We start from the raw sequence: 23,778 nt of genomic DNA, 5'->3' as shown, positions 1-23,778 counted from the left end.
GTCATTTTATAGGCATGGATCTATTGAACTTTGCGATATGAATACAACTTCGATCAGAACTTTCTATTGCAACGCAAATTTAAGGGATTGACAGTAAATCTTCCCCCTCCGCAAACACTCTTTTTCAAACAAAAAGGAAACGTTAACAAATAACACTTTGTCAGTCTGCTGCACACTCAGGTATAATACATAGGGAGTTCACTTTTGCTGTAGAACAAGCGTAGTCCTCAGCAGAGAGATCGTACACACACTAGAACTGTTTCTATTCTGATCATCAGGAGAGACGATGATGCATACACAAGCTCTTCCTTTTGCTACACATCCTATATAACAACGCTGTTCAACAATGGGACATACTGCTATTCAACGAGGACCACCCGGACGATGGCGATTCGCGCGATCGCTCCAGATTGTATATTCCAATCGTAATGAGGGGGTTTTATGGAATGACGGTATATCCAATTGAATTCACACAGTATCTTTCCGATGATGAACAGCATTTTTCCGGCTGGGATTTTGCATGGGTGAGTAATACTGGACGCATAGACAGCGAACCGTTGGATTGGTCTTATGTCAGCCTGTTAACAAGCTATATGGTTAGCGCTGATTGTATGCTGGATATGGGTACAGGTGGTGGAGAGCTATTATCAATGCTACGCCCACTACCGAGACAGGTGTTTGCCACCGAAGCGTATGCACCAAATGTGCCGATTGCACGTAAGCGTCTGGAGCCACTTGGAATTACGGTAAAGGCGCTGGAACGAGATGATGCGCTTCCTTTTGCGGATAATCAATTCGATCTGGTTCTCAATCGCCATGAATCCTATGATCCAGCCGAGTTATGGCGGATTATGAAGCCAGGAGCACATTTGATTACACAGCAGGTGGGAGGTACAGATTGTACCGACATTAACGATGCACTTGGGGCACCGCACAATGATGAATTTCGTCACTGGACGCTGGCGTTTGCTGTGGAGCAGTTACAGGAACAAGGCTTTCGTATTATACGCAAGCAGGAGCAATTTCCGATTCAGCGCTTTTATGATATTGGAGCTTTGATCTATTATTTAAAAGCAATTGAATGGCAAATCCCCGGATTTGCGCCTGCCCATTATATGGAGCAGCTGTATTCTATTCATTTGCATATAGCAGCGCATGGCTATTTTGATGTCAGACAGAATCGATTTTTACTGATCGCTGAACGAGGCTAACTATAATAAGCCAGCAGCGATCGATTCCAATCAATTGACTAGGAAAGGGCGATGGTATGGTCCGCTTTGGTATTATTGGCACAAACTTTATTACAGAACGTTTTATTGAGGCCGCACAACGTAATGATGACTTTGAACTGACTGCTCTCTATTCACGTACAGAGGAGCGTGCACAACAATTTGGACAGAAGCATCATATTCCGCATCGGTTTACCGAGCTTCAGGATATGCTGGATAGCGGATATATCGATGCCGTTTATATTGCCAGTCCGAATGCACTGCATGCAGAGCAAGCGATTCTATGTATGGATCATGGCAAGCATGTGCTATGTGAAAAGCCGCTTGCTTCCAACACGGCTGAAGTGAAAGCGATGATCGAAGCAGCACAGCGCAATGGCGTAACATTGATGGAGGCGATTAAGTCTGTATTGATGCCAAATCTGCGTGCCCTGCAACAGAGTCTGCCCAAGCTAGGTCAGGTTCGACGCTATTTTGCGAATTATTGTCAGTATTCTTCCCGCTATGATGCCTATAAGGAAGGCAATGTACAAAATGCCTTTCGTCCGGAATTTTCCAATGGCTCACTTATGGATCTGGGCGTGTATTGTCTGTATCCCCTGGCGGTCATGTTCGGTCGTCCGAATGCAGTCAAGGCCACTGGCGTGATGCTGGAATCTGGCGTAGATGGCGAAGGCAGCATTGTCGCTTCGTATGACGATATGGATGCGGTCGTGATGTACTCCAAGATCACTGACTCCTCTCTGCCGTCTGAGATTCAAGGTGAGCTAGGCAGTATTCGTATCGATAAAATCAGTGAACCAAACCAAATTGTCATGACGTATCGTGGGGGCTACACCGAGGATCTGCATGTAACTCAATATGAGCCGCCAATGTATTACGAGATTCGCGAGTTCCTTGATCTAATTGCGGAGGGCCGTCAGCAATCCGAGATCGCTTCGTGGGAAAGTTCGCTCATCGCTATGGAAATGATGGAAGAAGCGCGTAAGCAACTGGGACTTGTCTACCCTGCGGATCGCAAAGTCATCCAATAATCGCTCTACTGCCCACAATTACACATTGCCACATCGAATGTCATCTGTCATGTTGTCACCTTTCCATTCGGGACACGCTGTCCCGAATGGTTTATTATGATCACTTATTTTGCTACTGGAGGGTGTCTATGACAGATATAGGAGTATACCATGCCGCACACCCGTTAAAAGTCGTACCGCCTGCTCGTATTCGCGCATTGCTGGATGCAGCGAAGCAGCACGATGTACGCTTGCTTTTTTTTGACGAATCCAGCTTTGAACCTGGGCAACGTACCGTTCAAGCGATGGTCGCTAACCCGGATTTGCCCGACAATTGGCTGCTGGAATCCCATCCGCTGCCCGATATCGTAATGAATGAAATGCCCAAACTTCCCAACGAACGTTCCCCACTTGAACAGAAACTCAATCGTCTCGTTACCTTTACCTCCCATTCCATTCATGGCAAAATGCGTATTCAAACCGAACTCAGTCAGTCTCCACTATGGTCTTCTCTGGTCATCCCTACCGTCGTGTATGCGGATATCGATAACTTAATCAATAAGCTGGAGCAGGAAAAAGATATTATTATTAAGCCTGATCAAGGTCGTCAGGGCAAACAAGTCGTCCGTATTACATCCGCCCCGGACCACACCCCGGACCACACCTTTATGTGGCGCACTAACGATACGGTTTTGCATGTATCGAGCGATGGATTGCAACAGCTTGTGCAGTCCTTTATCGGCGAGCAAGCGTTTCTCATACAGCGTTATGTGGATAGCACGACAGACGAACGTCAGCCCTTTGATTGCCGCATCCATGTTCAGCGTGATGAGCAAGGCGAATTTGCCGTTACCCGTATTTATATTCGTTACGGGGAGTCGGATGGGGTGACGAGTAATCTGGAACAAGGCGGACAGACTGCGGAATGGACGGAATGGCTGCGTCGCCATCGAGCCGAGATCGCAGAACCGTCCATCGAGCAGTTGCCCCAGATTGGCATTCAACTGGCGTATGACATTGATGCACTGTACGATTACGATCTGGATGAGCTAGGACTTGATCTGGCTGTCGATCGTTCGGGGAAATGGTGGTTTTATGAAGCAAATACCGCTCCGCAGACAAGAGAGCATGAAGCAGAACGAGCGATGCATACGATTGGATATGCCAGGTATCTTGCCCATCGGCATCATCTACTGGATCATCTACCTGCACTGGATACCGATCAGACTGTGATTGGACTGCTGGCCATTCCAGCTGCGGAAGAAACCGAATTGATTTTTGTCGAGGCTTGCTCCGCGGTAGCTCGTCTACATGATGCTGTTGTCGTGCGTATAGAGGCGAAGGATATTTTTTATGCCCAGCAGCGGATACTGGGTTATGTATGGGAAAAGTCGGAATGGGTAGCCTATTCATGTCCATACCCGGACGTGCTATTTGATCGTTTGAAAAAGCGCGGCATCGCTTCGTATTCCAGACTGTACAGCGAGCTTGCATCTATTCCGGCGACACATGAACTAAAAAGTGGCTCCATGAGCAAAATGCATATTTATCGTTTGTTGCAGCAAGCATCTGACACGGTGCGCTCGTCACTTATTCCCTTTTACGAGTCCCATCGACCGGGGCAGGTCCTCTCTTTTATTAATCAGCATGAGAATACGGTGTTGAAGCCGGATACAGGTTCGCATGGTCAGCATATTTTTAACATTAAGCGGCTGGCGAATGAATATGAAGTGTATGACCAATCATTTCTGCATACGTTGGATGCGGAGCAATTAGGTCAGCTGGTCGCGATGACGATTGGACAGGGGTATATTTTGCAGCGGTTTGTGGACAGCTCGACCTCGGAGGGATATCCTTTTCATCTGCGTACACATGTGATGAAATCAGCAGAAGGGCGATGGGAAGTCGTATTTGTCCAGCCCTATGTGGCGATCTCTACCTATCGTAAAGTGACCAATCATGAGCAAACACTTCGTCTATCTACCAAGTGGAGCTGGTTTTTAAATACGGAATATGGACAACAGCTTGATGGTACCATCGATCGACGAGTACGCGAGTTGGCGCAAGCGATTGCAACCTATCTGGAGCCGCTGCTACAGCGACGTTTCCCCGAAGTGGCGATTGACCTCGGCATAGATAAAGATCACAATATCTGGTTATTTGAAGCAAACTTCAACCGAATCGGCAACTCGTTCCATCCATTTGAAGTGGCTAAATACGCTATTGCATACGCTGTATCGCTGGCGAATCCATCGTAACATCAGGCTAGCACGTAGCATTGTTTATCGACTTTGCTAGCGATAGTTCAAGCCTGGAATGGAGCAAACTTTATATGTTGTATATCGTGAAATGACCGTTTGGTAAAATAGGTTGGATGTACTTGTATGAGCGTAGAACTTGCGTCTCTCTGTATGTAAGATATGGTTTAACATAAAATTTGCACGCATCGCAGAACATTCTCGTATTCAGAAAAAACGATCATGGACATTATGAACTACTATATTTAGCGCAAACCACGATGGATAACGCCTATTACTACCTATAAAGAATACCTTATATTATCGACTACTATGGATAACATGAACTATCGGTTATATCTCAGCTTACAAGAGTATCTAAACGAATAAAAAGGAGCAGCCGTCCAATGGACAATCTGCTCCTTTTTCTATACACATGTTTAGTTTGCACATCTTAAAATGAGTTCCTCTACTGATCGTTTGCAAGCTTTGTTCCCTTTGTAAGCATGGATCTCTTTATAAGCGTTCAAATGATGCTTGATCCTGTAGTGGTATCTGTCCTAACAAAAACAGTCTGCATACACACTCTAATCCAGCATTCATTGCACATGTAGCCGCAAGTAAACAGCAAACGATACCCGATTAATTCACCAGTTTCGTACTTTTCAGCCAGTCTACCAGTGTCTGAGCGCCTTCACTTTGACTCATATCCGGATTCGCAGTCAAGGATGCATTGCCTGAGGAACGAATACCGGTATCGTTACCCTGAGCAAGTGCCTGCTGCAACTCATCCTGTGCCCATTTACTAGAGCTACCTGCTGCTGTGCCTGTAGCAGCTGTACTATTTTCACTGAGTCCATACGCGGATGCAGCACGGGTCAAAATAACAGCCAGTTGTTCACGGCTAATGACACGATCCGGTGCAAATTCGGTGTTGCTCACACCTTTAAGCACACCTGCCTGGAATAGCGCCTCAACCGCACGACTTTCTTCCGATGCCGTTCCCAGATCGGTAAATGTGCTGCTCGTAACATTCGCTGTATTCACACCAAGTGCGCGTGACAGATACAGCGCAAGTTGACCGCGTGTTAATGAGCGATCCGAAGAGGCGGGCGCACGATCGACCGTGGGTACAATTTGCTTTTGCTCCAGTAGTTGCATAGCGGTTGAGCTACTGCTCGTTGCTGGCGCTGCTGCTTTAACGATCTGTACAGTGCTGCCTTCCAATGTGTGCACAGTCGCTTGTCCCTGGGCATCAAACGTTACAGGCACAGTATACGTGTGTCCAGCTGCGTCTGTCGCAAGTGCAATATAGCTGCTTGTATCGCCTATTGCTTCAGGTACAGCGAAACTGAGCTTCACATACCGATTTTCATACGTGGATGGAGTTGTATGGGTATCGGCATTAACAACAGCCAAATTGAGCTGATACGCAGTGTTCGCTACCGGGCTGATCGGTGTTCCTTTCCAATCAACTGTAACCGGTGCAGCGACCTTTTGCGTCGTTAATGTCCATGTGGCTGCTCCATCGGTGCTTAGATTTTGCTGCTGGGTTACACGGCTCAGTACAGATGATGGAAGCTGTACATTTATATCTCCCGTTTGCAGTGTCAGACCATTTTGCTTGCTAAGCAGATCCTGTACGACATTGCCTGCGAAGTTCAATTGATACTGCTGCTTATCTTTTAAAATGCTGGCATCAATCGCAATGCTTTGCTTCGGTTGTGCTTCTTTGATCGTGTTAGCGATACGATCATAGAGCACATTGAGCACGGCATTTTGCTCCGTGCTTGCCGCAGATAGGGTGGCAACACCCCGTGTGCGTCCGTTCGAGTTGCTTGCTGTGCTCTGGCTGTTATCCGTGTGTACCGCATCGATCGTCATATCGCCAGCTGTTGCTGTTGGTGGCACTGCTGGTTGTGCTGGCTGTACGTCTGGTTGAGCTGGCGTAACAGGAGCAGACGATTTATTTTTATCTTTGTCTTTATCCTTGTCTTTTTCAACGACGAGTGTAACCGTTGCTGGCTCAGAACTCAGCTGGTGCGAATCGATTGCCCGATAGGAAAATGTGTATGTTCCTGCTTCATCGCCGATGTATGTGAATTCTCCTGTTTGCCCATCGAGTGTTAACGTGCCATTCTCTGGCTGACTGACCAGTTGATAAGATAATGTATCGTTCTCATCCTGATCGGTTGCCTGTACTTTACTAGCGAAGATCGCGGATTTTTTAATGACAAAATTAAAGCTTTGCGCAATAGGTGCAGAGCCGCTTTCACCTACAGTTAATGTGGACTGTCCTTTAAAAAATTTCTGCTGAAAATAAGCGATCGAATCGCCATGATACACTTCTGGCTCGCCTTGATTAATCTGATAAGAGGTTGGCGTAGAAGCTGTACTCGCTGCTGCGTCTCCATTGGCAAGCGTCACTCCAGGTGCAGCCACAATTCCTGTTGCCAGAATCGATGTTCCTGCGAATTGAATCATCTTTTTGGCATTGGATGTTTCTTTCGTTTTTTTAATCATCATATAGAACCCCTTTAAAGGACAGATTTCGATATACTTGAAGAAACAAGTATTTATCTACTTATCGGTTAAGGTATTCGCTTTAGTTAGGTAAATTTGACGATTATTGTCGCTTTATTTGATTAAATTAACACTTGCAGTAATAGTTGTTATTTTTTATTCCTATTTATATATAAAATGTGGTAGTAACTGATTCATTAGCCACATATTCAGCGATATGCTTAGCTATATAAAAACGACTTTCTCGTTTTCCAGGTTATTATGCTCCAAGTCATTCCTCTATTCCATAAAAAAAGAAGCAGAGCCACGGACTGTCATCGCAGCTCTACTTCTACTTCTACTTCTACTTCTTGCTCACTCCATCATTCCATGCGATTCCTGCGTCTCGGTCATCAACTCATCCAGTGCACGACCATACTTACTTAGTCGCTCCATATCTTTCTCTGACGGCTCCATATTGCGAGAAGGGTCCATATTATCTTCAATATCTGCCATCTTCACTGTGCGTGCAATCGAATTTTGCTTGGCACGCTGGATAAATGCTTCATAGTCTTCCTCTTCACGACGGCTCATCGCCTGTACCGCCTCAATGATCTCCTCTGAGAATCCTTCCGCTGCCAGATCATGTGCGGTCACCTCGGTATCCTCTAACACATCATGTAAAACCGCTACAATTCTCGCTTCCTCCGCATTCATTTTCAACATTACTCGTAATGGATGCAAAATATACGGTTGCCCTGCCCGATCCACTTGACCGGAATGGGCACGTGTTGCCAAAATAATCGCTCGATCCAGATTGCTCATCTTGTTCGCTCCTCCCATTTGCTTATACTGCTTATAATCATCTATTCGCTGTTCTGCCTGAGCATAACGATGTGCTACGCTCCCGTGCACAAGCGACGTGCACGATAACAATGCTCGCTTTATGTATTATTACACGGCAACAGCCGGATGAATCTGCTCATCCAGCTGTTGTCGTCATATTACATACTTGTTTTTCTTCATCTGATCGCCATTACATTTATGCTTGTTTTTTATTTAAAGTGTTGAAGATCGTCGCCTGGCACGGTCTCTTCTATTCATTCAATCTGGATACACATTAAAATCAGTAATGAGCTGTGCACAGCTTCCATCTGCCGCATAGCCAATATAACTATGATACACGCCGTTACCAAAACCACTTGAAAATATCGCCATATTATCGCCCGTATCCAGCTCGGTCATTAGCCAGCTCCGGTTAGCACGAAAATTGTCCATTGCCGCCGTTTCCCACGCATCCATTAGTTGTTGAGCCAGTTCGGGGTTGTCCAGCTCTTGCTGTTCGGACAGCCAGCGATAGCCTCTGGCATCCAGATAGCTTCCTGTGCCGGAATCGACGGCAAAGCCCCAGCGTGCTTGCTCATATAAATTGTTCGGGTCTGCTTCAGGACTGAATTCACGCTCAGCACCTTCCCAAGTGGCTACAGGTGCATCGCTGAACACGATACGTGCAAACGCTACGCGCTCATCTGCTGCCAGCTCACGGTCCGCTTGCGGATCGGTAATACGAGCGATCGATAGTTCTACTCGAAAAGCTCCTTTAGGGAACTCCTGCACAAAAGGGGTCGATTCAATCAGGCTGTACGGATCATCTGCAACAATTTTGCCGGTGGTCACGCGCAGTTCTCCAATAGACTCGGTATAAAAAGCAAGATTTCGTCGTTGTCCTCTCCAGAATTTGACCTGTTCCAGGTGAAATCCTTCCTTGAACACATCCTCCAGTACGCCACTGTGATGTAATACCTTGTCCATCCTTCTTTCCTCCCTTAGCAGTCAAATCATAGGCATGCCGACAGAGCGATAATTCGGCGGTTCTCTAATGAAGCGAAACGGTAAGCTAGCACATTGCTGCCAGCCACTATAGCGCTCACGGAAATCCTGCCGATCTCACTATTGCGTGTGGTGAGGTCGAACGTATAGGGGATGACGCTGATCATACCAGCCGCTGGATAGTAGATTAAATAACATTATACGCTTTCAGACGCAGGAAGAAAGATTTTTTATTGGATATGTTTAAAAATAGGACTTTTGCTTTGGATTCTCCCCTTCCAATGTGAGAAACCGTTGGGATTTGAGCAATCATTTCTATATAGATCACGATAGCTCATTGCATTTATGCGCAACAGTGCTGTATTTGCTACACTTTCTGCAAACGTCTATTTTTTGCAAAAGTTGATTTTAGGATTGAATGATTTTCATAGATCACGCATAATGTGAGAGATGAATGTTCATGAGAGGATGGAGAAGAAGCTTGGAGCAACCGTCAACGTTCAGCCGGGCGATTAACGAGATTATGGATACGTGTATGCTGGCAGGGCAGATTATGCTGCAAAGCGGAGCGGAAACGTATCGTGTGGAAGATACGATGACCCGTATTGCCGTCGCTTCAGGCATGCCTGGAGCACATAGTTATGTGACCCCGACCGCAATCATGTTCTCAACGACCGGCGCAGAAAGCGCACGGCTCGTAAGAATCGATGAGCGCACAACCGATCTGCACAAAATTGCGCAGGTTAATGATATTTCGCGGCGAATTAGCAGTGGCGAATTAACCGCAACCGAAGCGTATACATTACTCAAAGTCATTGAAGCCGGGCCGCAGGAATATACGCCCTGGATGAAAATGATTGCCGCTGCACTGGCAAGTGGCTGTTTTACGATTATGTTTCAGGGAAGCTGGAATGATTTTTTACCTTCGGTGATCGCCGGATTTTTCGGCTATACGACGATGCACTATTTGCATAAATGGGTGCAGGTTAAATTTTTCGCTGAGCTGTCAGCCGCCTTTTGCATCGGTTTGCTTGCTTCGATCTTTATCGAGTTTCATATCGGACGTGAGCTGGACAAAATTATTATCGGCTCGGTCATGCCGCTTGTTCCGGGGCTGCTCATTACGAATGCGATTCGTGATCTGATGGCAGGTCATCTCGTATCCGGCATTTCCAAAGGTGCGGATGCGTTATTAACCGCGTTTGCGATCGGCGCAGGTGTCGCTATTATTTTAACATTTATGTAATCCAGCTTGTCTGGACAGAAAGGCAGGTCAATTCTGTTATGCTGGCTCAGCTTATCACCAGCTTTATCGCCTCTGTCGGCTTCGGTATTATTTTTAATGCACCGCGCCGTTCTTTGCTACAATGCGGCATCGCCGGGATGCTTGGCTGGATGGTGTATGTGCTGCTATATACGCATATTAATCCGATTGCCGCTACGCTGATCGCTACATTTATCGTGGGCGGCATTAGCCAGATTTTTGCGCGTATATACAAAACGCCGATCATTATCTTTAGCGTTGCCGGTGTGATTCCGCTCGTACCCGGCGGACTTGCTTACAATTCGATGCGTAATTTCGTTGAAAATGATTACGCCGCTGCGACTGCACTTGCGGCTCAAGCAGCGATGCTGTCAGGGTCGATTGCATTGGGGCTGGTATTGTCAGAAGTGTTTAATCAAATGATACGCCGTGCTGCCCGGTAATGGGTGCACGGCGTATTTGAATAGTTATGATTGTTTCTTTACTCCTTAAGAAGGCAGCCGACCTTCATCATAGCAACGGGCTAGCCAGTTGACGAAATCATCGTTCAAGCCTAGCATATGGGCGCTGAAGATAAGGTCGATGTCGTCGCTGACGTAGGCAGCCAGGTCGCCGCTACCGGAAGCTTTGATCGTTTCGTCAAAGGCAAGGCGGCTCCATTCCTGGAGCTGGTCTTGTTCGGCTGGTGTGAGTCCTTCGCGGCGTAGCTTTTGATAGGCTTCAATCCAGGCGGTATCAAAATCGGCACCATCGCGGTAGTCGAGATAGGCGGATTCATCCAGCTGTTCCCATACAGTTGCCGGCAATAATTGTTGTCGTTCCAGTTTCGGCTGTAATGAAGTGATCATCGCATCTAGCATGCTGACTCTCCTTTATTCGTTCAACTTGGCTTATTACAGGACAGTTTAAGCCACATATTCACTTCGTCCCAGCCGATAACATACGCTTTAAGCATATAACCCGGAGCACGTGATTCGGCTACAGATGATCCATTACATTCACGGTCATCCAGAATGCCGTATGCGTCGCTAGGCAGGCTGAGAATCGTGCCCTGCGGATAAAAAACCTCTACGATACCTGCTACCTGATCGCCGGGAGCGAAGCGCTGCTTCGTATGCTCCCATGCTTTACGATACGGACGTGTTGCTTCTGTCCATACGTCTTCAAATTGCTCGCGTGTAATGTCGCGTCCCTCTGCATCGTCCATACTCTGATCAAATACTTGATCAAACAGGCAGAAATGCAGTTCCTCATCTGGACGGCATGACACGATCCAGTGTTCTTCGTCCTCTATGACCTGACGCAATACAGTGCGCTCATCGTCAACTTCAAAGTAGTAGTTCTCCTTGCTTTCTTCAAAGCGCAGCTTATAATATTCCATTACTCGACCTGATCCTGTCCACCACTCGTTGGGCTGGATTGATGATGACCTGCATAATAAGGCTCGCCCGGGTCCAGATCAAGCACAACACGGCGTGGTATCACAAGTGCATATTGATGCTCGACACGCCAGCGTTGATTCTCATGCAGTCCGATCGTTTCGCCATCAGCGATAATATCACCTTGATGATACACATAATCCGCTACATTCGTAATAAACTGCGCGACTTCGCCAGGTTCCATATCGTAGAAATGGCACTGCACGTCCGGTACGCCGAGCGCGGCCAGTCCACAGCTATCCATGACCATTTCCTTGCGCTCGCCTTCACCAGGAATCTGGTACAAACGAATATTAAGTGCACCATATAGCTGTTGATCCTGCTGAAGCGCCTGGAGCAGCTCGGCTGCGGATACGAGCTTATCGCTTGCTTTGTAATATACCGCCTCACATGGCGCAACTTCCAAAATCGCTCGCAGCACATCGTTAAATAGCGGCAATCTGCGCTGTGGCGGCATCCCTCGCGCCATCATATCGGTCAGCATCAATTCATGGTTGCATGCTTCGACGGTAGCGGCTGCTTCTGTCCAATGCCAGGACTGCTGAAGCGCAGACTCGTACATCTCGACCGTCGGTGTATCATTGACTGGCATCAATACCGTTTGTACCGGCATCGGACCTTCCTGATAGTTCAATGTATGATTCAGATGGAAGAAATGGTAGTGATCCTCATCTTCCTCATGTCCAGCTTCGCTGCGTGCTTCCCATACTGCTAGCGTTTCCTCTGCGTCTTCAGCTAAATCTTCTGATGTGCGCACAGGGCCTGTGTATTCGATAATTTTTGCATACAATGCTTCACGATCGATAACAGGCTTTTCCTTATATAATAACTGCACCGTATAAATGGGAGCATAGCCATAATCCTCTTCCATTTCGCGTTGTTGCTGTGGGTCCGGTTGACCGGGTTGCATAGATGTCATTGTCTAATTAAGCCCCTTTCCTTTTTCAAACTAAATCGGTATGCTGCTCCTTATTACCCTGTTTCATGACATTCTGAACGAAGCGTAATCCGTTATTTTATGTATCACCCTGTTGTCATTGAGACGTCCCGCATAGCTGTCTTGCTCCAAAGTAGTGTATAATTTGGTGTAGAAGCAGTTCAACCTGTCTTCGTTTCAAACGGAACCTTAGCGGGGTACTCTGCAATTATAACCGCTTTGGGCTTCGATGCACAGTATCATGCCTTTAGCAGGCAAACCACCATCCAAGGAGGTTTTGTTATGATTCATCCACATACCGTTACGATCCGCCAACATATTCGTGATTTTACAGATTCGCAGGATGAAACGTTGTTAAATGAACATGCCCATGCCGGGCAATGGAGCATAGCACAGGTGCTTGAGCATCTTTATTTGATGGAAACCGCGATTACGACGCGCATGGGTGCCGTCCTACAGCAAAATGAACCTACACCACCGCCGTTGTCTCAGCATAGCGATGCTCCATCGTTCCGTCTTACACCAGATCGCTCGCGCCGCATTGAAGCACCCGCGGATCTCGTGCCTGCGGATAAGCATATGACGCGTCAGGAACTATATACGCGTCTGTCACGCTCCCGCTCCCATCTGGAAGAGCTACTCCAAACGGCTGATCCACAACAGCTGCAACAGAAAACGATGAATCATCCTGTGTTTGGCTCGATGACATTGGAAGAATGGGTCGAATTTATCGGACTGCATGAACAACGCCATCTGGAACAAATGAAGGACATTCAATCCGCGCTTACCGCCGCTCACGGTTAAAGCAGTCGTCGTTGGCATCGCCATGACTAGAAAACCGCCAGAAGACGATAAGTGGTGTGCAGCCGGAGCAGCTATATCGCAGCCGGCATATAGCTGCTGTACTATAGCGTGAAGCATGACGTTTATGATTGAATTCATGACGTTTACAATTCACTTACGGTTATGACGGATTGGATAATTGTCCAGTCGTTGTACCCTCCAGCCGCTTATTCCATTTAAGGAGTGAGCGGCTTTTGAAATTTCACGGATTAGCGCATTCCACTTCCAACTTTATTCGGCTTCCACCATCCGATACGTATAGCCAGAAGCAATGATCTCGATATGACTGTCATAGCCTGCAATAACATAATGCTTCAGTTGAAGTCGTTTCTTGGGATCGTATTGCTGTTGCTTGGCTGATAACCACTCTGACGCTTGAACCTCATACAGTCCCGGATCAGGATGATATCCGTACTGCTTCCAGAACGCTTCCACCTCATCTGCACCATCGGCCAGTTCAATAGTATGCTCGACATGCTCAAACAAATTCAATGTTACACAGCGTAGCTCTGCAACAGGCTGAAATACAAGCGCTAGCTCACGATATTGCTCCTGTTGCCAATCTTCGATCGTCTGCACATCAAGTGTAACGGTGACTCCACTGGATTCGGTATACATTGCAGTCAGATCGGTAGTCGATATGTAAAAGTTCACTTTCTCAGGTACTAACTTGAGCATAAAAGCTTCCACCTCCTTTGATCCTGTTAAACTGTGCTCATTATACTTGATTATTATTCAAAGCTCCTCCAGTCCATAAAAGCTTCCCTAGTCCATGTTCGAGAACATGCTGCTTTTCTCCTGCTATTTCCCCTCCCTGTACCGCTCCATACTTAGCGATAGCTACACATCTACTTTGTCTGTCCGCTGCTGCTACATATGACCGACTGACTTTTCCTGAGCTACATTAACCGCTACAATAGACAAAGTGAGGATGCGTGCTTCGTAGGCGTACCATCCGTACCGATATGATTTTACAACGACAAGGAGCTGTAACTTATGGACGACAGAATTGCTACACTTCGTGGATTGATGAAGCAGGCCGAGCTTGATAGTTTGCTAATTACCGATCCCAAGCATGTATACTATCTTAGCGGCTTCGCGAGTGATCCACATGAACGTTTTCTAGGCTTATTTATTCCGGAAGGCAATGAGCCTTTTATTTTGCTGCCTGCTCTCGATGAAGATAAAGCGCGCAGCACATCGACGATACAACGCATCGAAACGCATCTGGATACCGATAATCCGTATGTTCGCCTGCAAGAGTGTATCGGCGGCAAAGTCGGAACACTGGGCGTGGAAAAGGAACATTTATCGGTGGCACGGTTTGAACAGCTTTCCGAAGTGTTGCAAGCAGAAGCCTACCACGATATAACGAGCATGCTGAACAGTATGCGTTCACGCAAATCACTGGATGAAGTCGAGCGTATGCGCCTATCGATCCAAAAGATCGAGGAAGTGCTGCGCCGCGGGATTTCCAGTGTGAAAATAGGCATGACTGAGCTTGATCTTGTAGCCGAGCTGGAATATCAGATGAAAAAAGTCGGTGCGGAAAAGCCAGCTTTTGATACGATGGTATTGTCCGGTCCGAATACGGCACTACCGCACGGTGTACCAGGTCAGCGTAAACTGCAATCCGGTGAACTCGTCATGTTCGATCTGGGGCTGTTTTACAATGGCTATGCTTCTGATATTACACGTACATTTGCAATCGGTGATATCGATGACGAAACGTCTCGTGTATATCATACGGTGCTGGCTGCCAATGAAGCTGCCATTCAAGCGACCCGTCCGGGTGTAACCTTTGCTTCAATTGATAAAGCAGCACGTGACGTGATTACCGAAGCCGGCTATGGCCCACGCTTTATTCACCGACTTGGACATGGACTTGGCATGGATACGCACGAATATCCGTCTGTACATGGCGGCAATGAAAATCTGCTCGAATCCGGTGTGCTATTTACCGTCGAACCGGGCATTTACATTCCGGGTCACTGCGGCGTGCGGATTGAAGACGATGTGATCGTTACCGATCAAGGTGTGGATGTGCTGTCTTCGTTCCCAAAAGAGCTGACGGTAATCGGTTAATGGATTCAATTCGTTAAATCCGTTATATCTGTTACATCTGTTACATCTGTTATATCTGTTAAAACAGATGCGACCAATACTGGCTTTTATCTACTCTATAACTTGTAAATACACAAATGTAGATGCCCAAACTTCTACATTTCTATAGTTGCGACACTTCTATTGTTTATATATTTCGATGACCTATACTTTATATATTTCGATAGCGTGTAACTTGTAGCTGTATTTCGATTGACCGATTGTTTGATCAGCCAATTACCCATCACAAAAAACCACGCGCTCTATACCGATCATGCGTATAGAGCGCGTGGTTTTGTTTGTATACTGATTCGTTATGCCATGCATGGAGCGTACATGGATACTGTTCTGCTACTATTCGAATCTCTGAACCGATCGATGTAGTAACATATTTTGTTTTGCCAAAATCATTTTTCGTTGAACGACATGTTAAGAAATTGCTAACACTAAAATTGGATGCTTATACTCTACACCTTTTATAATTACACTTTGATAGTGTAGTTAACATAAGCTGTACCGTTAGCATACAGACTACAATTTATTAGCTTACATTTGGATAACAACGGTTTAATAAAATCATCAAGTCCATTCTCGCTCTGCTTCACTATGATCCGAACCGTGTCGAAGCAGTAAGGGCTGATCTTCTGCCGGTACTTTGAACGTACGCGCCCAGTACAGGAATGGCGTACCCGCAGCGGTCAAAATGAATTTTAAAATATACGTCGTAAACAAAATTTGCAGCCAGACCGACCATTCGTATATACCAAGAAACGCAATTGTGCAAAAGATCAGCGTATCCACAAACGAACTGATCATCGTGCTACCATTGTTACGAATCCACAATTGTTCTGGTTTAGGAAACGAACGACGCAGCCAGCGATACAGACGTACATCAAGCAACTGACTGACCAGATAGGATGTCAAACTCGCAATAAGCAAAATGGATACCTGTCCAAAAATTAACTCCAGTGCGCTCTGCGCATCTGCCGAAATATCCACGCCAGGCGCAACTTCGAATTGCAGCGCCATCTGCATCACGATCGTTGTAATGATCAGCGTTAGAAATCCAAACCACACTGCGCGACGAGCGACCTGAGGCCCGAACCGTTCATTGAGCAGATCGCTTGCCAGATACATACTGACATAGAGCGTATTGCCAAGCGTCGTGACTACACCAGCCAGCTCAATCGTTTTGATCACCTGAATATTCGCTAGAATCGCTGCAATCGCAATCCAGCCATATATCCCTTTAATGCCAAACAATCGATAACTGAATACAAACAATGTATACGTAACAAGAACGAATAAAATACCCCACCATAGGTTAAACAATCGAATTTCCCCCTAGTTTTGATAACGCGGGATGGTTACGAACCGCGAAATGTGCTGAAAACTGTTTTACTTTATCACAGGACTAATGACTCTACAAGCCCGATTTGTATGTTAATACGCTGATGCACTGTTTAAAGCAGCTTATTTCGTCCTTACCAAACCGTTGACTAGCGTAAGGTAAAGTGGACATTTTGTACTGAATTTGTCGTTATACTTTCGTTCTGAATGCCATTGTAAAGACATCCCCATCCAAGTCCTATATCAGTATATTATGTAATATACATGTTAGATATCACACTTTTTTCACAAATTCGCTTTTGATTTTCAGTTTTTTTTGCAATTTTAACATTTTATATGTGTAAAGAACTATTCAAACAACGGTCAATTGATATAATATAAATAAATAATTAAGCCTTTTTACTTAGTCCATTTAGCACGTATAAAGCCTGGTTTCACATATTCACTGCTACTAACAGATTATATGGTTCCGGAAGCTTGAAGGGAGTCGGATGTTTCATTGACAAAAAGAGCCTAAAATCGTCAGAATAGGCTTTTATTCCATTAGATGGTCAAAAGATAATTTAGCTCACTACTCACGTCACTTATTTTTACGTATGTAAACTGTGTTTGAATGAAAGACAGGATGAAATAGCCTATTTAAGTCTTAGATCTCTCATCGTGTCAAGTACAGGAAGGGGATTGTGTATGTTTCGAATAAATCAATCGATTAGCCGTAAGATCATGGTTACATTTGCTCTGCTTATTATCGTTGTCTGTCTTGTGATGAGTACATTCTTTTATTTTATGACCCGTGGAGTGGTCAATAATAATGTCGTTCCTCAATTCCGTCAGGTGCTTAACATCGCAATGGATGGCATTTTGAAAGATCTCGATAATACACAGGTGATGCAAGCAGCACAGGGCAATAGCGGAGAAATTATGAAGCTGGAAAGCTATCTTAATGATCAGTTAAATGCATACGAGCTGGACAATCTGTATGTACTCCGTATCGATAAAGATAAAGCTGTCGTTGCTGCAACGTCTAACAAATCCAAAAACTTTAAGGACGGACAGGAAGTAGAGCTAAGCGACAATATTAATACCGCTATAGACAAAGGTAAATTGCTCACTGATCTGTATTCTACGGAAAATGGTGCGCATGTCACATATTATTATCGTGTTCCAGGTAGCTCCATTCTAGTCGCTGCAAGTATGGATGCCAGCTTTGTCGAAGGCATTACGACGAATCTGATCCTCACTACATTAGTCGTTGCCATCGCTTCAGTCGCTGTATGTCTGTTCGTTGCTTATCGTTTTAGCCGTAAAATCACATTGCCACTTGCTCGTCTTGTACGTCATACCCGCCTTGTTGCCGAGGGGAATCTGCAACAGGACATTAAAATGACAGGTAGCGATGAAATCGCCCAGCTAGCACGTGGCTTCCGCCTAATGACGGAAAATCTGCGCATGATGGTCAATCATGTGATCGATAGCTCGGATAAAGTTTTATTTGGTACCGAAGCACTCAGTAAACGCATTAACAAAATGCAAGGCATGGTCGATCAATCTGTCCACTCTATTACTACGATTAAAGATGGCAGCACAATGATCGCTACGTCTTCTACGGAAAATGCGCGTGCGATGGAAGAGATCACCAATGGCATTCAACATATCGCTTCTTCGACTGCCGACATTTCCGATCAACTGGGACAAGCATCGGAACACGCTGTATCCGGTAACGGTATGGCACAGCATGCGATCCAGCAAATGAACTCGGTCGAAATGGTCGTATCGGATACACGTGAATCGGTACAGATGCTCATCGATCGCTCGGAATCGATGAGCCAGATTCTATTATCGATTGGCGAGATTACGAAACAGATTCAAATGCTATCGCTCAATGCATCGATCGAGGCTGCTCGTGCAGGCGAGCATGGACGTGGCTTCGCTGTCGTCGCGGCTGAGGTTCGTCATCTAGCCGATCAATCACGTGGAGCTGCACAGCAGATTGAATCGGCACTGCAATCCATTCGTGAGGAATCACTCAAATCAACTGAATCGATGAACCGTGTTAGCGTAGAAGTACAATCCGGTGCACAACTCGTACAGCAGGCAGGCCAGTCGTTCGATCAACTTGTGGAGCTGGTACAACAGGTGAACATGACTGTACAATCGGCTTCAGCGGCAACACAGCAAATCTCTGCTGGTTCTGAAGAAGTGAGTGCATCTGTAGATGAAACGGCTGAAATCACGCACAAAGCGTTGGAGAACATTCAAGGCATTGCCAAAAATACAGATCATCAATCATCGGAAATGTTGGCTTATGCAGCGATTATGGAAGAGCTGAACGAACAGGCTCGGTCATTGCAGGATGCGGTTAGTAAGTTTACACTTAAATAAATGCGATTGGACTAGAATCTGATTTGTCTGCAAACTTAGATTGTAAATGGTGCACCATTCCGGGAAGGAATAAGGGGACGGACTTCGGTATCGCACAGTAATCTATGAATCCGAAGTGAATGGTAGATTCCCGTGCTCAAAGGCAGTACGATATTTTGCTTAACAAAAATTCTTTTTATTGAACCTCGTGTTAGAAGATCGCTAACACTGTACGATGTATAACATACGAGTTTATGCACAACAAATATCAAATCTTATACACTAAGAAGCCGACTTCTGCGCAAAGCAAGAAATCGGCTCTTTTAGTTTGTGTATTTTAGTTAGTTCATAGCTGATATGTTAATCTGTTTGTAATTGATTCAGTCATTGGGGATGTAGCAGTAATGGCCGAAACAAATCTTACCGCCGTTTCAGCAACAGCTGGGGTACATCGATATCAGGATGATGTACAATCGCTGGGCGGATTCGGAATAGTTGTTTTAATACGGACTCTTCCATTAGCTGTGCAGGAGTGCCTTGCATCATCATTTGCCCGTCCTGTAGTGCTAACAAACGATCGCAATAGCGGGCAGCCAGATTCAGATCGTGCAGTACGGCAATCACCGTAATGCCGGTTTCTCTACGCCATGTGTCCAGCCATTCCATAAAGTGAACCTGATAGGCGATATCCAGATACGTTGTCGGCTCGTCTAATAAAAGCAGTTTAGGTTGCTGTGCCATCACTTTTCCAAATGCGACCCGTTGTCGTTGCCCTCCGCTGAGCTGATCAAGGGGACGATCAGCGAGCTGCTTAAGATCCAGACGCTCCATAATTTCTTCCAGCAATTGATCTGACGTTTCCAGTTGATCATGACCGAGCCAGTTTTGATAAGGATAACGCCCCATCGCCAGCACCTCTTTAACCGGATAATGTAGTGGCGCCAATCCCTCTTGCCCCAGCACTGCCGTATGCCTTGCCAGCTCGCGGCGACTGTATTGGTACAGCGGACGATGTTGCAGCAAAATATTCCCTCGCTCTGCACGCTCCGTACCTGCTAGCAGCTGTAAAAGAGTCGTTTTGCCACTACCATTTGGACCAACAATGCCCCAGCATTCTCCCGGTTGTACTGACCAGTTGATGTTATCTAGCACTGTTCGTGCGCCGTAGCTTTTGGCGATATCGTTTAGCTGGAGGAGCGGACTATTATGCTCAGCAAAAGCAAACGAATGCGTTAACGATTGGGATGGTGCTGAGCTTCGTTTTTTCCACTTTTTCAGCATTGCTCCACCTCCATTGTGTACTAGCATATCGACCCATTTACATCCTAACTTTAAGTGTATGCTGGCATATTTAAAGTTCTGACTGTGCAAATTAAATTAATGTTGATAAAGGGAATGGGTTGCTAACACATAGTGCTTCTTGTTCTTTATTCATCGTTCTCGTTCTCGTTCTCGTTCTCGTTCTCGTTCTCGTTCTCGTTCTCGTTCTCGTTCTAAATTATACACTGGGTTTCCATTCCAGTTGCCATTTATCACTACGTTTTTTACATCCATCTCTATAACGTTTTACATATAGAAAAAAAAGCTGACTCCTAACCGTATCCGTTCACATACAATATGAACTATACAAACAGACTATAAACACATCCGCCACCAGCTATCTTTATCACATCATATCCGATTGCTTCTTTTTACTCCGATGCAACAGATACGCAAAGAACGGTGCCCCGACAAAAGCAGTTACCACACCAAGCGGTATTTCCGTAGGTGCCAGTACGGTACGTGCCGCCGTATCAGCCCACATGAGAAAGATCCCTCCACCGATAGCTGATAACGGGATGAGCAAACGATAATCAGGTCCCAGCAGCAAACGAATCATATGCGGAACGACCAGACCGACAAAGGCAACAACCCCGGATACCGATACCGCTGCGGCGGTAATGAGCGTAGCGATCACGAGTACAACCGTTTTCGTTCGATCGACATTCACGCCCAGATGTGACGCCTCTCGCTCGCCCAGCGACAATACATTCATCGCACGCGCCTGGCTCCACAGCAGCACCAGACCGACAATCACATAAGGCAGCATCGCCATGACATACGGCCAGCCACGTAGACTCAGGCTACCCATCGTCCAGAAAATAATCTCGTTCACACTGCCTTCCGACATCGACGCCAGAAACGATACAATCGCCCCGAGAAACGACTGCATAACAACGCCTGCCAAAATTAAGCTACCTGTCGGAATTGTGCCCTGCTCTCGTGCCAGCGCCAGTACAACATATAACGTGATAGCGCCACTAACAAAAGCAATCAGCGGCAATGTCCAACCGCCGAATAACGAATATTGATAGCCGGTAAAAATAAGTACGGCCGCGCCAACAGAGGAGCCGGACGATACACCGAGTGTAAATGGGTCGGCTAGCGGATTACGCAGCACGCCTTGAAAAGCCGCTCCTGCCAGACCCAATGCAGCTCCAACAAGCAACGCTAGCATGACACGCGGCAAGCGAATATTCAGCATAATCTGCTCTGCCGCTTCATTCCAATCCGGTGTGATCCAGCGCTGTATACCTGGCATATGATGCAGTAAAATGCGTGTAATCTGACCACCCGGAATATATACCGAACCAATCCCCGTATTCAATACCACACTAATGACCAGCAACATTAAAAATAACAGCAACGGCCATATGCGTTGACGACTCATTGTTTGAACAGATTCGGATAGATGGCGTGAGCGATTTCAACCAGACCATCTGTTACACGCGGACCCGGACGGCTAACGAGATCATCATCCAATCCGAATAATTGATTATTTTGAATCGCTTTGATCTTATTCCAGCCACTACGAGCGCGAATAATCTGATCCAGCGTCTGGTTCGTTTTCGTATCCATCGATCCTTTAGAGTACAAAATCACATCTGGATTCGCAGCGACGATCGCTTCCTCATTAATCTCATGCCAGCCTGTCGTATCGCCAGCAATATTGATACCTCCAGCAAGGGTGATCATCTCATCCATAAACTCTCCTTTACCAACGGTCCAGCCTGGTGAAAATTCAATGTATACCTTTTTCTTTTGCTCCGGTGTTAGCGATGCAACTGCATCAGTTACCATTTTTACCTGCTGGCGCATATGATCGGTTACTTGTTGCGCTTCCGCCTGATGATTCGTAATTTTGCCGTACAGTTCGATGTTGCTGATCACATCATCAATCGTTTTTGGCGTCGTTTTGAAAATAGGAATGCCCGCAGCGCGCAGCTCTTTGACGAGTGCTTCACTGGAAGAAATGCCGGTAAATACTACATCCGGGCGAAGTGCAACGACGGCTTCCACATCCGGCTTGCTCACACCACCGATACGCGCTTTCGTTTTCACCGCTTCAGGATAATTGTCGTACTCGGACACACCGACAATTTGCTGATCCAGTCCAAGTGCGAACAACGCTTCCGTCTCGGCTGGGGAAATAGAAACGATCCGTTTAGGCTCTTCTTTAAATGTAAACGCATAGCCTGTCGCATCCTTGATGGTCAGTGGATACGTAGTCTGCTCGCCAGTAGCCTTGCTTCCATTAGAGGATGCGGCACTATTGTTGCTCGTCTCGCTGCTCTCTGTTGCAGATTGCTCTGTTGTCGGTGCTGGCTGCGTTGGAGCACAGGCAGCCAGCATCGTGGACAGCATAGCCGCCATAACAATCGAGGATAGCCAGCGGAATGGGGAAGAATTAAAGTTCATCGTACAATCTCCTTTGGTTTTAAGGCGTATCCGCCATTATTAGGTACATTCGGTCAATACGAATACAATCCCTCTGATTATAGGGCATAACAATCGCGGCTACAATTGCATTTACCGTCTATGTATCGTGGTATGTATCGCGCATACGAAAATCCCCTTCAGTCAGCCATATCGATCTCATCGTAAGACGAGTCATACATGGCTGGACAGAAGGGGGTTCTACTTGCTATAGGATGCCTGTTATATGGTGTCTATTTTTAACTACATAATACTTGTTGCACTTCATCTTCATCGTGTCTGCTTCACCTTATGTTAGCGCAATCGACATCAACTTGGTGCTGTACCAAACAGGCTGCATTAGCTCTGCTCACTTCGTTTATGCTTGTCTGTTCCATCATATACTTGCCATCGTGATCAGGTGATGCGATTTTCCTGATCTTTCATCCGATTTTGCTGATCCGGCTGACGCCCTTGATCGGACACTCCCTGTTCCAAATCAGGCGCATTGTCCTTGCCTTCCACAAACTTCTTCATATCCTGATTGTGTTCATTTTTTTCCTGCTTACTGTTCAGCAATTCTCGAGCTTGATCATTCATGATGATTTGCCTCCTTTTGCAAGCGTTAGTTGTTATTACCCTTCCGTGTTTCCTGTAAAACGACATTCTGGATTTTAATGGAATTTATCGTTCCAAACTATTGCTTTACGATATTGTCATTTTGCAACATTCAATTGGTTTTGGAGACCATTTCGTTTACAATAAGTAAAAAGGCTTTACGCCTGTATGCTTTTATTTCTAGTGTTAGTGATTTCCTAACACGGGGTTCAATGAAAAAGTGATTTTTGCGAAAGCAAAATATCTTACCTTTTCTAGTGTTAGCGATTTCCTAACACGGGGTTCAATGAAAAAGTGATTTTTGTACAAGGTAAATA

20 protein-coding genes are annotated in these 23,778 nt (G+C 46.0%); 8 read left to right on the top strand and 12 right to left on the bottom strand.

All coding sequences use genetic code 11. The features are described 5' to 3' along the window. Positions 1-446 precede the first annotated feature (446 nt). The 3 genes from AAHF22_RS10735 to AAHF22_RS10725 all read left to right on the top strand — a co-directional run bounded on the left by AAHF22_RS10735 (position 447) and on the right by AAHF22_RS10725 (position 4,500). On the top strand, positions 447-1,211 hold the full coding sequence (locus tag AAHF22_RS10735) for a class I SAM-dependent methyltransferase (protein ID WP_347324973.1): 765 nt from the start codon (positions 447-449) through the stop codon (positions 1,209-1,211). Between the two features lie 56 nt (positions 1,212-1,267). Then, the gene (locus AAHF22_RS10730) at positions 1,268-2,263 is read left to right on the top strand and encodes a Gfo/Idh/MocA family protein (protein ID WP_347324972.1); all 996 of its coding nucleotides are present in this window, start codon (positions 1,268-1,270) and stop codon (positions 2,261-2,263) included. Positions 2,264-2,391: 128 nt separating this feature from the next. Further along, positions 2,392-4,500 (top strand): YheC/YheD family protein, encoded by a 2,109-nt coding sequence (locus AAHF22_RS10725; RefSeq protein ID WP_347324971.1) that lies wholly within the window; start codon positions 2,392-2,394, stop codon positions 4,498-4,500. Positions 4,501-5,121: 621 nt separating this feature from the next. Here AAHF22_RS10725 and AAHF22_RS10720 read toward each other — a convergent pair. The 3 genes from AAHF22_RS10720 to AAHF22_RS10710 all read right to left on the bottom strand — a co-directional run bounded on the left by AAHF22_RS10720 (position 5,122) and on the right by AAHF22_RS10710 (position 8,793). Beyond that, positions 5,122-7,002, bottom strand: a complete 1,881-nt coding sequence (locus tag AAHF22_RS10720) for an Ig-like domain-containing protein (RefSeq protein WP_347324970.1) — start codon at positions 7,000-7,002, stop codon at positions 5,122-5,124. A gap of 354 nt (positions 7,003-7,356) precedes the next feature. Further along, positions 7,357-7,806, bottom strand: coding sequence for an HD domain-containing protein (locus AAHF22_RS10715; protein ID WP_347324969.1), 450 nt, complete (start codon positions 7,804-7,806; stop codon positions 7,357-7,359). A 279-nt stretch (positions 7,807-8,085) separates the two neighbouring features. Beyond that, on the bottom strand, positions 8,086-8,793 hold the full coding sequence (locus AAHF22_RS10710) for a DUF4241 domain-containing protein (RefSeq protein WP_347324968.1): 708 nt from the start codon (positions 8,791-8,793) through the stop codon (positions 8,086-8,088). A 541-nt stretch (positions 8,794-9,334) separates the two neighbouring features. On the opposite strand from AAHF22_RS10710, the gene AAHF22_RS10705 reads away from it, so the two are divergent. After that, positions 9,335-10,057: a threonine/serine exporter family protein gene (locus AAHF22_RS10705; RefSeq protein WP_347325016.1), complete on the top strand. Its 723-nt coding sequence runs from the start codon at positions 9,335-9,337 to the stop codon at positions 10,055-10,057. Positions 10,058-10,095: 38 nt separating this feature from the next. Next, positions 10,096-10,518 carry a threonine/serine exporter family protein gene (locus AAHF22_RS10700; RefSeq protein WP_250342798.1) on the top strand — a complete coding sequence of 141 codons (423 nt, stop codon included), beginning with the start codon at positions 10,096-10,098 and terminating at the stop codon, positions 10,516-10,518. Between the two features lie 45 nt (positions 10,519-10,563). Here AAHF22_RS10700 and AAHF22_RS10695 read toward each other — a convergent pair whose 3' ends face one another. From AAHF22_RS10695 to AAHF22_RS10685, 3 genes are read right to left on the bottom strand one after another with little or no spacing between them, the layout of a single operon-like run. Next, entirely contained in the window at positions 10,564-10,935 is a 372-nt protein-coding gene (locus AAHF22_RS10695) for an immunity protein PIM1 family protein (protein ID WP_347324967.1), read from the bottom strand. 20 nt (positions 10,936-10,955) lie between these two features. Then, the gene (locus AAHF22_RS10690) at positions 10,956-11,456 is read right to left on the bottom strand and encodes a hypothetical protein (protein WP_347324966.1); all 501 of its coding nucleotides are present in this window, start codon (positions 11,454-11,456) and stop codon (positions 10,956-10,958) included. Further along, the gene (locus tag AAHF22_RS10685) at positions 11,456-12,433 is read right to left on the bottom strand and encodes a DUF4261 domain-containing protein (RefSeq protein WP_347324965.1); all 978 of its coding nucleotides are present in this window, start codon (positions 12,431-12,433) and stop codon (positions 11,456-11,458) included. Before AAHF22_RS10685 ends, AAHF22_RS10690 begins: the two co-directional genes overlap by 1 nt. A 300-nt stretch (positions 12,434-12,733) precedes the next feature. Here AAHF22_RS10685 and AAHF22_RS10680 point away from each other — a divergent pair, with 300 nt between their 5' ends. Then, on the top strand, positions 12,734-13,255 hold the full coding sequence (locus tag AAHF22_RS10680; RefSeq protein WP_347324964.1) for a DinB family protein: 522 nt from the start codon (positions 12,734-12,736) through the stop codon (positions 13,253-13,255). A 270-nt stretch (positions 13,256-13,525) separates the two neighbouring features. Here the strand turns inward: AAHF22_RS10680 and AAHF22_RS10675 are convergent, their stop codons facing one another. Beyond that, positions 13,526-13,972 (bottom strand): hypothetical protein, encoded by a 447-nt coding sequence (locus tag AAHF22_RS10675; protein ID WP_347324963.1) that lies wholly within the window; start codon positions 13,970-13,972, stop codon positions 13,526-13,528. Between the two features lie 318 nt (positions 13,973-14,290). Between AAHF22_RS10675 and AAHF22_RS10670 the strand changes: the two genes are divergently transcribed. Continuing rightward, the gene (locus tag AAHF22_RS10670; protein WP_347324962.1) at positions 14,291-15,379 is read left to right on the top strand and encodes a M24 family metallopeptidase; all 1,089 of its coding nucleotides are present in this window, start codon (positions 14,291-14,293) and stop codon (positions 15,377-15,379) included. 597 nt (positions 15,380-15,976) lie between these two features. Here AAHF22_RS10670 and AAHF22_RS10665 read toward each other — a convergent pair. After that, the gene (locus tag AAHF22_RS10665; protein ID WP_347324961.1) at positions 15,977-16,729 is read right to left on the bottom strand and encodes a queuosine precursor transporter; all 753 of its coding nucleotides are present in this window, start codon (positions 16,727-16,729) and stop codon (positions 15,977-15,979) included. A 705-nt stretch (positions 16,730-17,434) separates the two neighbouring features. Between AAHF22_RS10665 and AAHF22_RS10660 the strand changes: the two genes are divergently transcribed. Beyond that, complete coding sequence (locus AAHF22_RS10660) at positions 17,435-19,129, top strand: methyl-accepting chemotaxis protein (RefSeq protein ID WP_347324960.1); 1,695 nt, start codon at positions 17,435-17,437, stop codon at positions 19,127-19,129. 399 nt (positions 19,130-19,528) lie between these two features. Here the strand turns inward: AAHF22_RS10660 and AAHF22_RS10655 are convergent, their stop codons facing one another. The 4 genes from AAHF22_RS10655 to AAHF22_RS10640 all read right to left on the bottom strand — a co-directional run bounded on the left by AAHF22_RS10655 (position 19,529) and on the right by AAHF22_RS10640 (position 23,443). After that, positions 19,529-20,389: an ABC transporter ATP-binding protein gene (locus tag AAHF22_RS10655; protein WP_347324959.1), complete on the bottom strand. Its 861-nt coding sequence runs from the start codon at positions 20,387-20,389 to the stop codon at positions 19,529-19,531. A 385-nt stretch (positions 20,390-20,774) separates the two neighbouring features. Further along, positions 20,775-21,818: a FecCD family ABC transporter permease gene (locus AAHF22_RS10650; RefSeq protein WP_347324958.1), complete on the bottom strand. Its 1,044-nt coding sequence runs from the start codon at positions 21,816-21,818 to the stop codon at positions 20,775-20,777. Continuing rightward, complete coding sequence (locus AAHF22_RS10645; RefSeq protein ID WP_347324957.1) at positions 21,815-22,846, bottom strand: ABC transporter substrate-binding protein; 1,032 nt, start codon at positions 22,844-22,846, stop codon at positions 21,815-21,817. The genes AAHF22_RS10650 and AAHF22_RS10645 overlap by 4 nt, the downstream gene beginning before the upstream one ends. 414 nt (positions 22,847-23,260) lie before the next feature. Further along, positions 23,261-23,443: a hypothetical protein gene (locus tag AAHF22_RS10640; RefSeq protein WP_347324956.1), complete on the bottom strand. Its 183-nt coding sequence runs from the start codon at positions 23,441-23,443 to the stop codon at positions 23,261-23,263. Between the last annotated feature and the right edge of the window lie 335 nt (positions 23,444-23,778).

Source organism: Paenibacillus wenxiniae (assembly GCF_039822605.1).
Taxonomy (GTDB): domain Bacteria; phylum Bacillota; class Bacilli; order Paenibacillales; family Paenibacillaceae; genus Saccharibacillus; species Saccharibacillus wenxiniae.
The sequence above is the reverse complement of the archived record's forward strand: the minus strand, read 5'-3'. Positions and strand labels throughout refer to the sequence as shown.